Source organism: Azospirillum sp. A26 (assembly GCF_042604635.1).
Lineage (GTDB): Bacteria > Pseudomonadota > Alphaproteobacteria > Azospirillales > Azospirillaceae > Azospirillum > Azospirillum palustre.
This window is the reverse complement of sequence record NZ_CP170472.1, coordinates 2458042-2471903: the sequence shown is the minus strand read 5'-3', so window position 1 is coordinate 2471903 and position 13862 is coordinate 2458042. Positions and strand designations below refer to the sequence as shown.

Annotated in this window: 15 protein-coding genes; 8 read left to right on the top strand and 7 right to left on the bottom strand. The window is 67.9% G+C overall.

From position 1 onward, the window contains the following. The first annotated feature begins 16 nt into the window (after positions 1–16). Positions 17–514, top strand: a complete 498-nt coding sequence (locus ABNQ39_RS12470; RefSeq protein ID WP_376957890.1) for a methylated-DNA--[protein]-cysteine S-methyltransferase — start codon at positions 17–19, stop codon at positions 512–514. Between the two features lie 38 nt (positions 515–552). Further along, positions 553–1527 carry a quinone oxidoreductase family protein gene (locus ABNQ39_RS12465; RefSeq protein WP_376957889.1) on the top strand — a complete coding sequence of 325 codons (975 nt, stop codon included), beginning with the start codon at positions 553–555 and terminating at the stop codon, positions 1525–1527. A 136-nt stretch (positions 1528–1663) separates the two neighbouring features. On the opposite strand, the gene dnaQ is transcribed toward ABNQ39_RS12465, so the two are convergent. Genes dnaQ through ABNQ39_RS12440 form a run of 5 tightly spaced genes read right to left on the bottom strand, consistent with a single transcriptional unit; the run spans position 1664 to position 5314 of the window. Next, complete coding sequence (dnaQ, locus tag ABNQ39_RS12460) at positions 1664–2347, bottom strand: DNA polymerase III subunit epsilon (protein WP_376957888.1); 684 nt, start codon at positions 2345–2347, stop codon at positions 1664–1666. Beyond that, the gene (coaE, locus tag ABNQ39_RS12455; protein WP_376957887.1) at positions 2340–2984 is read right to left on the bottom strand and encodes a dephospho-CoA kinase; all 645 of its coding nucleotides are present in this window, start codon (positions 2982–2984) and stop codon (positions 2340–2342) included. Before coaE ends, dnaQ begins: the two co-directional genes overlap by 8 nt. Before the next feature lie 10 nt (positions 2985–2994). Further along, positions 2995–3876: a shikimate dehydrogenase gene (locus tag ABNQ39_RS12450; protein WP_376957886.1), complete on the bottom strand. Its 882-nt coding sequence runs from the start codon at positions 3874–3876 to the stop codon at positions 2995–2997. Beyond that, entirely contained in the window at positions 3873–4478 is a 606-nt protein-coding gene (locus tag ABNQ39_RS12445) for a Maf family protein (protein ID WP_376957885.1), read from the bottom strand. Before ABNQ39_RS12445 ends, ABNQ39_RS12450 begins: the two co-directional genes overlap by 4 nt. Then, on the bottom strand, positions 4475–5314 hold the full coding sequence (locus ABNQ39_RS12440) for a pyruvate, water dikinase regulatory protein (RefSeq protein ID WP_085086922.1): 840 nt from the start codon (positions 5312–5314) through the stop codon (positions 4475–4477). The genes ABNQ39_RS12445 and ABNQ39_RS12440 overlap by 4 nt, the downstream gene beginning before the upstream one ends. A 514-nt stretch (positions 5315–5828) precedes the next feature. On the opposite strand from ABNQ39_RS12440, the gene hemE reads away from it, so the two are divergent. From hemE to rho, 4 genes are all read left to right on the top strand, one after another. Then, complete coding sequence (gene hemE, locus ABNQ39_RS12435; protein WP_376959783.1) at positions 5829–6854, top strand: uroporphyrinogen decarboxylase; 1026 nt, start codon at positions 5829–5831, stop codon at positions 6852–6854. A gap of 93 nt (positions 6855–6947) precedes the next feature. Then, positions 6948–8069: a ferrochelatase gene (hemH, locus tag ABNQ39_RS12430; RefSeq protein WP_376957884.1), complete on the top strand. Its 1122-nt coding sequence runs from the start codon at positions 6948–6950 to the stop codon at positions 8067–8069. Positions 8070–8124: 55 nt separating this feature from the next. Continuing rightward, positions 8125–8553 carry a protoporphyrinogen oxidase HemJ gene (gene hemJ, locus ABNQ39_RS12425; protein ID WP_376957883.1) on the top strand — a complete coding sequence of 143 codons (429 nt, stop codon included), beginning with the start codon at positions 8125–8127 and terminating at the stop codon, positions 8551–8553. A 395-nt stretch (positions 8554–8948) separates the two neighbouring features. After that, on the top strand, positions 8949–10205 hold the full coding sequence (gene rho / locus ABNQ39_RS12420; protein WP_376957882.1) for a transcription termination factor Rho: 1257 nt from the start codon (positions 8949–8951) through the stop codon (positions 10203–10205). A 126-nt stretch (positions 10206–10331) separates the two neighbouring features. Here the strand turns inward: rho and secB are convergent, their stop codons facing one another. After that, positions 10332–10820, bottom strand: a complete 489-nt coding sequence (gene secB / locus ABNQ39_RS12415; protein ID WP_109052251.1) for a protein-export chaperone SecB — start codon at positions 10818–10820, stop codon at positions 10332–10334. Between the two features lie 199 nt (positions 10821–11019). Further along, the gene (locus tag ABNQ39_RS12410) at positions 11020–11664 is read right to left on the bottom strand and encodes an FxsA family protein (RefSeq protein ID WP_376957881.1); all 645 of its coding nucleotides are present in this window, start codon (positions 11662–11664) and stop codon (positions 11020–11022) included. Between the two features lie 236 nt (positions 11665–11900). On the opposite strand from ABNQ39_RS12410, the gene ABNQ39_RS12405 reads away from it, so the two are divergent. Beyond that, the gene (locus ABNQ39_RS12405) at positions 11901–12596 is read left to right on the top strand and encodes a Tim44/TimA family putative adaptor protein (RefSeq protein ID WP_376959782.1); all 696 of its coding nucleotides are present in this window, start codon (positions 11901–11903) and stop codon (positions 12594–12596) included. Positions 12597–12612: 16 nt separating this feature from the next. Further along, entirely contained in the window at positions 12613–13815 is a 1203-nt protein-coding gene (gene mltA / locus ABNQ39_RS12400; RefSeq protein ID WP_376957880.1) for a murein transglycosylase A, read from the top strand. Positions 13816–13862: the final 47 nt, after the last annotated feature.

Genomic DNA, 13862 nt, shown 5'->3' with positions numbered 1-13862 from the left:
CCGCGGGAGGACCCCTATGGCGCGCCTTTCCATCGACAGCCCGCTCGGGCCCCTGATGCTGACCGGGGACGGATCCGCCCTGACCGCGGTCGGCTGGGGCCGTTTCGACCAGGACGAGCCGGACGCCGTGCTGGTCGAGACGGCGCGCCAGCTGGACGCCTATTTCACCGGACGACTCCAGCGCTTCGATCTGCCGCTGAAGCCGGCGGGCACCGCCTTCCGCCAAAGCGTCTGGGAGGCGATGCTGGCGATCCCCTATGGCGGCACCGCCACCTATGGCGGGATGGCGAAGATGCTGGACAGCGGACCGCGCGCGGTCGGCGGTGCCTGCGGCGCCAACCCGATCCCCATCGTCATCCCCTGCCACCGGGTGCTGGCCAGCGGCGGCGCGCCCGGCGGCTATTCCGGCCATGGCGGGCTCGACACCAAGGCGTGGCTGCTGGCGCTGGAGCGCCGGCATGCCGGTGTCGGCCAGGGCAACGGCGCGGCGGCGGAGCAGTTCGCGCTGCTCTGAGACGCCTGAAAACTCAAAAGAAGGGAGACCAAACCACCATGGTTCACGCGATCCGCATCCACGAGCACGGCGGGCCGGAGGTTCTGCGCTGGGACGAGATCGAGGTGGGAGAGCCCGGTCCGGGACAGGTGCGCATCCGCCAGACCGCGGTCGGGCTGAACTACATCGATACCTATCACCGCTCCGGCGCCTACAAGCTGCCGGATCTGCCGGCGGTGATCGGCATGGCAGGATCCGGCGTGGTGGAGGCGCTGGGACCGGACGTCACCACGCTGAAAATCGGTGACCGCGTCGGCTACGCCATGTCCATCGGCGCTTATGCCGAGAGCCGGCTGATCGCCGCCGACCGGTTGGTGCCGCTGCCGAGCTGGCTCGACGAGCAAGCGACCGCCGCCACGCTGCTCCAGGGCTTGACCGCGCAGTATCTGCTGCGCAGCACCTATGCGGTCCAGCCCGGCGACACCATCCTGGTGCAGGCCGCCGCCGGCGGGGTGGGGCTGCTGCTGTGTTCCTGGGCGCGGCATCTCGGCGCTACGGTGATCGGCACCGTCGGGTCGGAGGAGAAGGCCGAACTGGCGAAGGCCCATGGCTGCCACCACACCATCGACTACACCCGCGAGGATTTCGTCGTCCGGGTGAAGGAGCTGACAGGCGGGCAGGGCGTGCCGGTCGTCTATGACGGCGTCGGCAGGACGACCTTCCTCAAAGGGCTGGATTGCCTGCGGCCGCGCGGTCTGATGGTCCTGTTCGGCGCCGCGTCGGGCGCGCCGGAGCCGCTGGATCTGGGGCTGCTGGCGGCGAAGGGGTCGCTCTACGTGACGCGGCCGACGCTGGCGACCTACACCGCCAAGCGGGAGGATCTGATGGCCTCCGCCGCCGATCTGTTCGACGCGGTGAAGACTGGCGGGGTGACGTTCACCGTCAACCAGCGCTTCGCGCTGAAGGACACCGCCGACGCCCACCGGGCGCTAGAATCGCGGGCGACCACGGGGTCGACGGTGCTGGTGCCCTAGAGTGTGATCGGTTCAAGCGGAATTGCTTGAAGCGTGAATCACACGGAAAACCAAAAGCCTAGAGTTTGTCTGGTGCTTCAATAAGCACCAGACAAACTCTAAAAGTTGGAACCGGAGACCCGGATCCGGCCCTCCCTCACTCGACCGCCCACAGCGGGTTCTTCATCTTCTTCAGCATCTCCGCATGCGCCGCGGCCTCATCGTCGCTGACGGCGAAGACGCGGGCTTCGCGGAAGGGGCGGTCGATGCGGACCGGGCTGGCGACGCCGCCCTTCGAAGCCGGACCGCCGGCGAAGGACAGGCCGGTCTGCCGGCCGCCCAGCAGCTCCAGATAAACCTCGGCCAGCAGCTGCGCATCGAGCAGCGCGCCGTGCAGGGTGCGGTTGGAGTTGTCGACGCCGAAGCGCTTGCACAGCGCATCCAGGGTGGCGGGCGAGCCGGGGAACTTCTGCCGGGCCATCAGCAGGGTATCGACGGCGCGGTCCTTCGGCATCACCGGATAGCCGGCGATCTTCAGCTCCCAGTTCAGGAAGTGCATGTCGAAGGCGGCGTTGTGGATCACCAGCGGCGCGTCGCCGATGAAAGCGACGAAGTCGGCGGCGACATCGTTGAACAGCGGCTTGTCGGCCAGGAACTCCGTGCTCAGCCCGTGGACGGCGAAGGCCTCCGGCGGCATGTCGCGCTCGGGGTTCAGATAGACGTGGAAACGTTCGCCGGTGGCGAGGTGGTTGACCAGCTCGATGCAGCCGATCTCGACCAGCCGGTGACCTTCCTCCGGCTTGAAGCCCGTGGTTTCGGTGTCGAGAACGATTTCACGCATGATGGATTTGCCCTGGTTGATAGCCGCGCAGCGGCCAGTGCCTTCCGGTCCGCCGTACCACGTCGCGCACAATGCCCTGAAGCGCGCGCCGCGTCACCAGCCGACCGGCGCCGGTCGGAACGACATAGTCGGCGCGGCGGCGTTTTTCCGCGTCCGGCATCTGGCGGGCGAGAATGCCGGCGAACTTCTCCGCCGTCATGCCCGGCCGGGCCAGCACGCGGGCGCGCTGGACGGCGAAGGGGGCCGAGACGACGATGGTCGCATCGACCCGCCGCTCGCCCCGGGTTTCGAACAGCAGCGGGATGTCCAGCACGGCGATCCCGGCACCGCGACGGGCGGCACGGGCGAGGAAGTCGCGCTGCGCCGCCTGGACCATCGGATGCAGGATCGCCTCCAGCCGTTTCAGCGCGTCAGGATCGCGGAACACCGCCGCCCCCAGCGCCGGCCGGCTGACCGCTCCATCGGCCACCACGCCGGGAAAGGCGGCGTCGATGACGGGCACCGCCCGGCCGCCGCGGCCGAGCAGCCCATGCACCACCGCGTCGGAATCGCAGACCGGCGCACCCATCGCCTGCAGCATGCGGGCGGCGGTGCTCTTGCCCATGCCGATGGAACCGGTCAGGCCCAGCACGATCATGGCCCGTGCCTCAGCCTTCCAAAACGAAGCGGGTCAGATCCGGGGTCACCTGCGGCTCGACGCCGAACCAGGCTTTGAAGCCGGGACGCGCCTGATGCAGCAGCATGCCGATGCCGCCGGCCACCGGGTTGCCGCGCGTCCTGGCCTCGGCCAGCAGCGGGGTCTCCAGCGGCACATAGACGATGTCGTTGACCACCGCCGAGGCGGGCAGGGCGCGCAAGGACAGCTCCAGCGCCGGCTGCCCGGCCATGCCCTGGGTCGTGGTGTTAACCAGCAGGGATGCACCGTCGAGCGCGGTTTCACGTGAAACCCAATCGACCACCGCCACGCCGCTGCCGAGCCCGACCGCGGCCAGATCCGCCGCCAGCTCCTCGGCACGGGCACGGGTGCGGTTGACCAGACGGACCTCCGGCGCACCGGCGTCGAGCAGCGCGACCACCACGGCGCGGGCGGCACCGCCGGCACCGATCACCGTCGCCGGACCGCGCTCCGCCGTCCAGTCCGGCTGTTCCGCGCGCAGATTCTCGATGAAGCCGAAGCCGTCGGTGTTGCCGCCTTCAAGCGCGCCGTCCTCCGCCACCACGATGGTGTTGACCGCTCCCATCCGCCGCGCCGTCCCGTCCAGCCGGTCGACGGTGCGGAAGGCGATCTCCTTCAGCGGGACGGTGACGTTGCAGCCGCGGAATCCCAAAGCGGGCAGGGCGCGGATCGCCTGCTCGGCGCGCTCCGGCGCCACCGCCAGCGGCACATAGGCACCGTCGATTCCGTACTGCCGCAGCCAGAAGCCATGCAGCCGGGGCGAGCGCGAATGGCCGATGGGCCAGCCCATCACACCGGCGATCTTCGCCTTGCCACTGATCGTCCCAGCACTGCCCGAAGAACCCGCCGTCATTCCCTGCCCACTCCATGCACGCGCAGAAAGCCGAGCAGCGGCAGAAGCGGCAGCCCGAGGATGGTGAAGAAGTCGCCCTCGACCCGCTGGAACAGCTGTGCCCCCAGCCCTTCCAGCTGATAGGCGCCGACCGAGTGCAGCACGTCGTCGCCAACAGAGGTCAGGTAATCGTCGAGGAAGGCTTCGCTGAAGTTGCGCATGGTCAGGCGGGCGCTGTCGGTCTTGTGCCACATCCGCTCGCCGTCGCGCACGACCACGGCGCAGCTGACCAGCCGGTGGGTCTTGCCGCGCAGGTCGAGCAGCTGGGCGCGTGCCGCGGCGCGGTCGCCCGGCTTGTCGAACCAGCGCCCCTCGCACTCCAGCATCTGGTCGGCGCCGACCACCAGCGCGCCCGGATGGCGGCGGGTGATGCGCTGGGCCTTCAATTCGGCCAGGGCTTCGGCGACGGCGTCGGCGGGAACGCCCTCGGCCCGGCCGGCGGCCTTCACCTCGTCCTCGTCGACCAGCGGCTTGTCGAGGAGGGCGGGCACGCCGGCCTGTTCCAGCATCGCCGCCCGCGTGCGCGAGCCGGACGCCAGGACGAGCTTGGGAGCCGCGCTCACGTCTTCTTCCCTTCCGGGCTGAAATTGGCGCTCTGGCGGCGGGCCAGCAGCATCATGATCTCGGCCGCGGTCTCCTCGATGGAGCGGCGCGACACGTCGATCACCGGCCAGCCGCGCCGGCTGAACAGCCGCCGCGCCTCCTGCACCTCGGCACGGACCAGCTCGGGGTCGGCATAGCTGGAGCCCTCGCCCTGGTTCAGCAGCTTAAGCCGGTTGCGGCGAATCTGCACCAGCCGGTCGGGATCCTTGGTCAAGCCGACGATCAGCGGCCGGGTCAGCAGGTCCAGCTCCGCCGGCAGCGGGCTGCCCGGCACCAGCGGGATGTTGGCCGCCTTGATGCCGCGGTTGGCCAGATAGATGCAGGTCGGCGTCTTGGAGCTGCGCGACACGCCGATCAGCACGACGTCGGCCTCGTGCAGGTCCCAGTTCGACTGGCCGTCGTCATGCGACAGGGCGAAATCGACGGCGTCGATGCGGCTGAAATATTCGGCGTCGAGGACGTGCTGGCGACCGGGCTGGCGCTGCGATTCCACGCCCAGGAAGGCGGCGAGCGCGTTGATCAGCGGATCGAGCACGGGGATGCAGGGCACCTGCATCTCACGGCAGAAATCCTGGAGCCGGCGGCGCAGCGTCTCGTCGACCAACGTGAACATCACCAGCCCGTGATTGTCCCGGATTCCCTCCAGAACGAGGTCGAGCTGGCGGTCGGTCCGCACCAGATTCCAGAAATGTTCGATCGGCCGCACGTCGTCGAACTGGATGACGCAGGCGCGCGCCACGCTGTTGATCGTCTCGCCCGTCGCATCGGATACGAGATGTAGGTGGAACTCTTTCATCCGTCCCCAACATTCTGTGGAGAATCCGGCCCAGATCTGTGGACAACCGGATTCACCGTCGTTTCGTCCCGGCTGGGGGACTCTTCCTCCCCGATACGGCCAAGCGCGGAACAACTCCGCCGACCGCTTCGGAAGCTGGGAAGATCCGGTCCCGTCCGCCCGGTTATCCACGGGACTCCCGCTCGTCCAGCTATAGCATTTCCGCCGTTTCCGGCGGTAGTGCTCCGAATCGTCCACAGATCCGCACACATGCCCGCACAAGCCCCCGGATCTGTGGACAGATTCTCCAGAATCGGGGATCACCGTTATCCACAGCCATCCACCTCATCCTCTTCCTTTCTCCCTTTAAAAAATATAGTGAAGAAGAGGGGATAAACCCGTCCCGGATTCTGGCGCGGAATCGGTGCCGGAATCGCACGGGGCTTTTCGGATTCGCATGTCAGGGGAACGCACCGTCTTGTCCGCCACCAGCTCCGACGTCCAGAATCGGGCTTCCAAGCCTGCCCTGAAGCCGATGCTTGCCGCCCTGGCGGGAGAGGTGCGGCCGCGCCCGCCCTTCTGGCTGATGCGTCAGGCCGGACGCTATCTGCCGGAGTATCGCGAACTGCGGGCCAAGGCCGGCAGCTTCCTCGACCTCTGCTACAATCCCGACTTCGCGGTCGAGGTCACCTTGCAGCCGCTGCGCCGCTACGGCATGGACGCGGCGATTCTGTTCTCCGACATCCTGGTGGTGCCGCATGCCCTGGGGCAGCCGCTGGCCTATCTGGAAGGCGAGGGGCCGAAGCTGGATCCGGTCCGCAACGTCGAGGATTTGAAGCGCCTGTCGCGCGACCGCTTCCACGAGACGCTGGCGCCGGTCTACGAGACGGTGCGCCGGCTCTCCACCGCGATCCCCGCCGAGACGACGCTGATCGGCTTTGCCGGGGCTCCCTGGACCATCGCCTGCTACATGGTCGAAGGGGCGGGCTCCAAGGAGTATGCCCACGTCAAGCGCTGGGCCTACGGCGACCCTGTCGGCTTCGGCCAGCTGATCGACCTGATCGTCGAGGTGACCGCGGATTATCTCTGCCGCCAGATCGAGGCCGGGGCCGAGACGGTGCAGCTGTTCGACAGCTGGGCCGGCGTGCTGCCGGTCGCCGAGTTCCGCCGCTGGGTGATCGAGCCGACGCGGCAGATCGTCGCACTGGTGAAGGCGAAGCACCCGAACACGCCGGTCATCGGCTTCCCGCGCGGCGCCGGCCACGCCTATGAGGAGTATGTCTCCGGGTCCGGCGTGGATGCCGTCGGGCTCGACACCACCGTTCCGCCGGTGTGGGCGGCGCAGACCCTCCAGACGCGGCTGCCGGTGCAGGGAAACCTCGATCCGATCATGCTGGCTGCCGGCGGCAAGGCGCTGGAGACGGCGACCCACGACATCCTGGCGGCGTTGGCCGGTGGGCCCTTCGTGTTCAACCTGGGCCATGGCGTCATCCAGTCGACCCCGCCGGCCCATGTGGAGGCGCTGACGCGCATCCTGCGGGACTGGCCGGGGCAGGGCTGAACGGCTTATCGGACGGACCGGTGCTAAGCGGCTGAAAAAGCGACGGCGGGGGTCTGGACAGAGTGGCGGCGACGCTCCAGTTTAGCGGGCACCATGAGCCAGCCATTCTCCCAGCCCTCCGCCCCGACCGATGCAGCCGCCGGCAGCCCGACTTCCGGGGTCCGGCCGCGCCGCGTTGCCGTCGTGCTGTTCAACCTCGGCGGTCCGGATGCGCCGGAGGCGGTGCGGCCCTTCCTGTTCAACCTGTTCGCCGATCCGGCCATCATCCGGCTGCCGAACCCGTTCCGCTTCGTGATCGCCAGCCTGATCAGCGGGCGGCGGGCCAAGCCGGCGACGGCGATCTACGCCCAGCTCGGTGGCAAGTCGCCGCTGCTGGAGAACACGGAGGCCCAGGCGGCGGCGCTGGAAGGGGTGCTGGGGGCGGAGCCGGCTGTTGCCGGTGCCGAGACCAAGGTCTTCATCGCCATGCGCTACTGGCACCCGATGAGCGCCGAGACGGCAGCAAAGGTGAAGGCCTACGACCCGGATCTGGTGGTGCTTCTGCCGCTCTACCCGCAATTCTCCACCACCACCACGGCGTCGAGCGCCAAGGCTTGGGCCGAGGCGGCGCGCACCGTCGGGCTGTCGGCGCCGACGAAGCTGCTGTGCTGCTACCCGACCCAGGCCGGCTTCATCGACGGCGCAGCGGACCTGATCCGCCCGCTCTACGAGGCCGCCAAGGCCCATGGCAAGCCGCGCGTCCTGTTCTCCGCCCACGGGCTGCCGAAGAAGGTGGTGGCCGCCGGCGACCCCTATCAGTGGCAGTGCGAGCGGACGGCCGAATCCATCGCCGCAGCGCTGGGCATCGACGATCTGGACTGGATCAACTGCTACCAGAGCCGCGTCGGCCCGATGGAGTGGATCGGTCCCAGCACCGACGCCGAGATCCGCCGCGCCGGCCAGGACGGCGTGCCGATCCTGGTGGTGCCGATGGCCTTCGTGTCGGAGCATTCCGAGACGCTGGTGGAGATCGAGATCGAATACCGTCACCTCGCCGAGGAGGCCGGGGTGCCGCACTTCACCCGCGTGCCGACGGTCGGGGTGCATCCCGGCTTCATCGACGGGCTGGCCCGGCTGGTGCGGCAGACGGTCGCGGGCAAGGCGGCGATCTGCTCGCAGAAGGGCGACCGGATCTGCCCGTCCAACTTCTCCGGCTGCCCGCAGGCGCGGGGCTGAGCCGCGACGGCCGAACCGAAACGGCTGAACAGTCAAGAAAAAGGGGACACGCCCGGTGTTGTACGATTGGATCAAGGCGCTGCACGTCATCAGCATCATCGCCTGGATGGCGGGGCTGCTCTATCTGCCGCGCCTGTTCGTCTACCATTGCCAGGTGCAGGCCGGATCCGAGGCGTCGGAGACCTTCAAGGTGATGGAGCGCCGGCTGCTGCGCGCCATCATGAACCCGGCGATGATCGCGGCGTACGTGTTCGGCATCGCCATGATCGTGCTGACGCCGGAATGGATGAAGCAGGGCTGGCTGCACGCCAAGCTGCTGTTCGTCCTGCTGCTGACCGCCAGCCACATGATGATGGCCCGCTGGCGCCGGGACTTTGCCGAGGACCGCAACACGCGGCCGCAGCGCTTCTACCGCATCGCCAACGAGGTGCCGACGCTGCTGATGATCGGCATCGTCATCTTCGTCATCGTGAAGCCCTTCTGACCGGCCCCTTCCGAACCAGGGGTCAGGTGAATCGCCGGTCTTCCATCTCCCGGAAAAAGCGGAATCCGCGACCTTTGCCGGTTTCGCTTTCGTTTGACTTGCGTCCGCCGATCCGATAACCATGTCAGGACCACGGGGTTTTCGCCCCGCGGCCTCCCACGCCCACATCTGCCGATCCGACGCTCTGATCTTGAGCCGGGCCTGGTGGCTGGCGAATCGCTCCCGTGCGGCCATTTTCCGGACGCCCTGGCGCGCCTTCGCCGAAGCGCCACCCGCTGCCCACCCGACGCGACCGCGTTGCGGCGTCCGCCGCCCCCAGCCGCCGTCGGCCGGACCCTCCGGCACTCCCCACCTCCAAGGCCATTCCCCCGCATGACGATTTCACAGGCAATCCGATGCATCTCCAAGAGCTGAAGTGCAAAAGCCCCGCTGAACTGCTGGCGTTCGCGGAGGAGTTGCAGATCGAGAACGCGAGCACGCTGCGCAAGCAGGACATGATGTTCGCGATCCTGAAGCAGCTGGCCGAAAACGACATTCCGATCTTCGGCGACGGCGTGTTGGAGGTGCTGCAGGACGGGTTCGGTTTCCTGCGTTCGCCGGAATCCAATTATCTGCCGGGTCCCGACGATATTTACGTCAGCCCCAGCCAGGTGCGCCGCTTCGGCCTGCGCACCGGCGACACGGTGGAAGGGCAGATCCGCTCGCCCAAGGACGGTGAGCGCTATTTCGCCCTGCTGAAGGTCAACACCATCAATTTCGACGCGCCCGACAAGGTCCGTCACCGCATCAACTTCGACAACCTGACGCCGCTCTATCCGGAAGAACGCATCCGGATGGAGGTCGAGGACCCCACCAAGAAGAACCTCACCGGCCGCATCGTCGACCTGGTGGCGCCGCTCGGCAAGGGGCAGCGCGGGCTGATCGTGGCGCCGCCGCGCACCGGCAAGACGGTGATGCTGCAGAACATCGCCCACTCGATCGCCACCAACCACCCCGAAGCCTACCTGATCGTCCTGCTGATCGACGAGCGTCCGGAAGAAGTGACGGACATGGCCCGCTCGGTCCGTGGCGAGGTCATCAGCTCCACCTTCGACGAGCCGGCGACCCGCCACGTCCAGGTCGCGGAAATGGTGATCGAGAAGGCCAAGCGGCTGGTCGAGCACAAGCGCGACGTGGTCATCCTGCTGGACAGCATCACCCGTCTGGCCCGCGCCTACAACACCGTCGTGCCGTCATCGGGCAAGGTGCTGACCGGCGGTGTCGACGCCAACGCCCTGCAACGGCCCAAGCGCTTCTTCGGCGCCGCCCGCAACGTTGAAGAGGGCGGGTCGCTGACCATCATCGCCACCGCGCTGATCGACACCGGCAGCCGCATGGACGAGGTGATCTTCGAAGAGTTCAAGGGCACCGGCAACTCGGAAATCGTGCTGGACCGCAAGCTCTCCGACAAGCGCACCTTCCCGGCCATCGACATCTCCAAGTCGGGCACCCGCAAGGAGGAGCTGCTGGTCGACAAGGGCACCATGTCGAAGATGTGGATCCTGCGCCGCATCCTGATGCCGATGGGCGTGACCGACGCGGTGGACTTCCTGGTCGACAAGCTGAAGCACACCAAGTCGAACAACGAGTTCTTCGAAAGCATGAACCAGTAAGGTCGTGCCGGATCCGCCCTCTCCTCTGCGGAGGGGGCGGCCATCTGTCGCGGCACAGAAAAAGGGCGGGGACCTTCCGGTCACCCGCCCTTTTTCTTTTCAACTCAACTCAATCCCTGACTGGGATCAGAAGGGCGGCTGCTGCGGCTGTTCGGCCTGCTGGGCCGACTGGCGGTGGTACAGCTCGGCGAAGTCGATCGGGTTGATCATCAGCGGCGGGAAGCCGCCTTCGCGGGTCGCGCTGGAGACGATGGCGCGGGCGAACGGGAAGATCATCCGGGCGCCTTCGATCATCAGGACCGGGCGGTGATGCTCTTCCGGCAGGCCGGGGAACTGGAACAGCGCGCCATAGGCCAGCTCGACCAGGAAGGCGACGGTCTCGCCCTGGCGGGCTTCGCACCGCAGGTTCAGCGTCAGCTCGTAAATGTCGTCGCCGACCTTCTGGCCCTGGACGTCGACGCCGATGTTGACCTGCGGCTGCGGCTGGTTCGGCAGCAGGCTCTGCGGGGCGTTGGGGTTCTCGAAGGAGAAGTCCTTCACATACTGCGCGAGGACATGCATCGGCAGCGAAGACGTCTGCTGCTGCTCGGCGCCGTTGCTCATCTGATCGGACATAACGGACTCCTAATCGCCGGCCCGCTTTCCATCCCCGATTCCGCTATGGACGGGGGGCAGGGGTCGCAGGCCGACCCGGATGTGAGGTGACAGGGTTTGGTTCGCGACGGTTGTGCCTTCGCCCAACGGGCTGGCTATCATGGATCGGCCGTCCTGCCAACGGAAACCGCCGACGGGAAACCGGCTGCTGGCCGGCAGCTCAGCGCCGCTCGTCCGGACGCTGCTTGCCCCATTGGGAATCGGTCAGCCGCGGCGCGTCGCGATCCTCGCCGCTCCTGTCCTCCGGGGTGACGTCGCGGAAATCGCCGTCGATGACGCCGGGCACGCCGGGAGTGGGGCGGAAGGGATCGTCGCCGCGTCGGGGACCGCCGGTGCCGAATTCGGCACTGCCGAAACCCTGCTCGCTGGCGGTGGGACCGCCGGCCGCGCCGCCGAAACCGGCTCCGAAGCCGCCCCCAAGGCCACTCCGGCCCGTGGTGGTGAAGACCGGCATGCCGGCGCCGATGCGGCTGAACAGCCAGCGGCCGATGCCGCGGCGCAGCGGCCGGATCAGCAGCAGGATGCCGAGGATGTCGGTCAGAAAGCCGGGGATGATCAGCAGGACGCCGGCCAGCACGGCGCAGAAGCCGTCGAGCACGGTGCCGATGGGTGCCTCGCCGCGCGCCGCCGCCGCCTGGGCTTTGCTCAGCGAGGCCAGCCCCTGGTGACGGACGATCAGCATGCCCACCACCGCCGACAGGGCCAGCAGCCCGATGGTCGGCCCGGCGCCGATCCAATCGCCGACCTGGATGAATCCGACGATCTCCAGGATCGGCAGAAGAAGGATCAACAACAGGGGATTCATGGTGTCCTTGCTCTTCGGGCTCGCTGCCCCTATCTAGGTTTGGATAGGTCGTCCGGTCGAAAGACCGCCGGCCTTACCCAATTGGCGGTTCAATCGGCAATTACTGGCGGGCAAGCAACACGTAATGCCGACCGGCCGCAAGGTCCAGAGGCGGGCCGGATCCGCCGGCGATTTCGCCGCGGCAAATGCCAAGACAACAAGACGTTCACGACAAATCGTATCGGAAGGAACAGATGATGGGAGACGGGTTCGTGTTCATCGAGATCGTGATCTTCGCGATGATCGCGGCCTTCCTCGTCTATCGGCTGCGCAGCGTCCTCGGCCGCCGGACGGGGGAGGAGCGGCAGCGGTCCAACCCCTTCACCTCGGCTCCGGGGGCCGCGAAGCCGGACAATGTCGTGCCCTTGCCGGAGCGCAACCGGACGCGACCCGATGTCGCACCGGGCGCCGATGTGGTCGCTTCGGACGAGCCGCTGTCGCTGGCCGCGTCGATCGACCAGATCCGCGCCGCCGATCCGACCTTCGACGAGAAGCATTTCCTCGAAGGTTCCAAGGCCGCCTTCGCCATGATCGTCGATGCCTTCGCCCGCGGCGACACCGCGACGCTGCGCCCGCTGCTGGCCGACGATGTCTATGACAGCTTCGCCCAGGTCATCCGCGACCGTCAGGCCGCCGGCGAGCAGCACGAGGCCCGCATCGAGCAGGTCCGCGAAGCCGAGGTGGTGGAGGCGAAGCTGGATGCCGGCCGCACCGCCCGCGTCACCGTGCGTCTGGTCTCCGATCAGGTGAATGTGGTGCGCGACCGCAACGGCGCCATCGTCGATGGCGATCCCAAGGCGCTGGTGGAGAACACCGACGTCTGGACCTTCGCCCGCAACCTCCGCTCCCGCGATCCGAACTGGGCGCTGGTCGAGGTTCGTCCGGTCCAGTGAGGAACGACCGCCAGCAATGACACATCGTCACCGTACCGGTTTCAGCGCCATCGCCCTCTTCGGGGCGGTGGCGTTGCTGTTTTCGGCCTGCGCCCCCAAGGAAGAGGCCAAGCCGCCGCCCGACGCCCTGACCCTGGCGCCGCTGTCCTTCGCCGATCTGTCCGGCTGGCGCAGCGATCCGGTGGCGCAGGCGGTGCCGGCGCTCACCCGGTCCTGCGCCCGCTTCAAAAGCCTGCCGGCCGACCGGATCGTCGGGCCGAACGGGGTGGCCGGGACCATTGCCGACTGGCAGGGCCCCTGCGCCCGTCTGGCGGATCTGCCCGCCGGCGACGATGCTGCGGCCCGCGCCTTCTTCGAGCAGAACTTCACCCCCTACGCCGCCGGCAACAACGGCAGCCGCGAGGGCCTGTTCACCGGCTATTACGAAGCCGAGCTGGAGGGCAGCCCGCGCCCGGATCCGGCCTATCCGGTGCCGCTCTACCGCCGGCCGCCCGATCTGGTGATGGTCGATCTCGGCGATTTCTCCGACCGCTGGAAGGGGGAGCGCACCGCCGGCCGCGTGGTCGACGGCAAGCTGAAGCCTTACGAGGATCGCGCCGCCATCGTCGCCGGATCGCTGAAGGGCAAGGGGCTGGAACTGGTGTGGGTGAAGGACCCGATCGGTGCCTTCTTCCTGCAAATCCAGGGCTCGGGCCGGATCCGGATGGCCGATGGCAGCGAGACGCGCATCGGCTACGCCGCCCAGAACGGCCACAAATACGTCGCCATCGGCAAGGAGCTGATCGACCGCGGCGCGCTCAAGCGCGAGGAGGTCTCGTTGCAGACCATCCGCAGCTGGCTGCTGGCGCATCCCGATCAGGCGGCGGGGGTGATGAACGTCAACCCGTCCTACGTCTTCTTCCAGACGCTGACCGGCGATGGCCCGAACGGCGCCCAGGGCGTGGCCCTGACGCCCGGCCGCAGTCTGGCGGTCGACTCAAAGTTCATGCCCTACGGCGTTCCGGTGTGGCTGGATGCCGAGGACCCGGTCGATGCCGGACAGCGGCTGCAACGGCTGCTGGTGGCCCAGGACACCGGCGGAGCGATCCGCGGGCCGGTGCGCGGCGACGTCTTCTGGGGCCATGGCGCGGAGGCGGAGCACCGGGCCGGACTGATGAAGAGCCGCGGGAGCTATGTGCTGCTGCTGCCGAAAAGCGTGAAGGTGGCGGCAGGAGGATAAGCGGGCAGGGCAGCGGCGATCCCGCGCAATGTTTCACGTGAAGCAGA

What these genes read in the sequence shown, in the direction of transcription:
- ABNQ39_RS12410 (WP_376957881.1), bottom strand. Translation starts at nt 11,664, where the DNA reads ATGAATCCCCTGTTGTTGATCCTTCTTCTGCCGATCCTGGAGATCGTC.
- ABNQ39_RS12470 (WP_376957890.1), top strand. Translation starts at nt 17, where the DNA reads ATGGCGCGCCTTTCCATCGACAGCCCGCTCGGGCCCCTGATGCTGACC.
- ABNQ39_RS12465 (WP_376957889.1), top strand. Translation starts at nt 553, where the DNA reads ATGGTTCACGCGATCCGCATCCACGAGCACGGCGGGCCGGAGGTTCTG.
- coaE (WP_376957887.1), bottom strand. Translation starts at nt 2,984, where the DNA reads ATGATCGTGCTGGGCCTGACCGGTTCCATCGGCATGGGCAAGAGCACC.
- ABNQ39_RS12440 (WP_085086922.1), bottom strand. Translation starts at nt 5,314, where the DNA reads ATGAAAGAGTTCCACCTACATCTCGTATCCGATGCGACGGGCGAGACG.
- hemH (WP_376957884.1), top strand. Translation starts at nt 6,948, where the DNA reads ATGAGCCAGCCATTCTCCCAGCCCTCCGCCCCGACCGATGCAGCCGCC.
- mltA (WP_376957880.1), top strand. Translation starts at nt 12,613, where the DNA reads ATGACACATCGTCACCGTACCGGTTTCAGCGCCATCGCCCTCTTCGGG.
- secB (WP_109052251.1), bottom strand. Translation starts at nt 10,820, where the DNA reads ATGTCCGATCAGATGAGCAACGGCGCCGAGCAGCAGCAGACGTCTTCG.
- ABNQ39_RS12450 (WP_376957886.1), bottom strand. Translation starts at nt 3,876, where the DNA reads ATGACGGCGGGTTCTTCGGGCAGTGCTGGGACGATCAGTGGCAAGGCG.
- dnaQ (WP_376957888.1), bottom strand. Translation starts at nt 2,347, where the DNA reads ATGCGTGAAATCGTTCTCGACACCGAAACCACGGGCTTCAAGCCGGAG.
- rho (WP_376957882.1), top strand. Translation starts at nt 8,949, where the DNA reads ATGCATCTCCAAGAGCTGAAGTGCAAAAGCCCCGCTGAACTGCTGGCG.
- ABNQ39_RS12405 (WP_376959782.1), top strand. Translation starts at nt 11,901, where the DNA reads ATGGGAGACGGGTTCGTGTTCATCGAGATCGTGATCTTCGCGATGATC.
- hemE (WP_376959783.1), top strand. Translation starts at nt 5,829, where the DNA reads ATGCTTGCCGCCCTGGCGGGAGAGGTGCGGCCGCGCCCGCCCTTCTGG.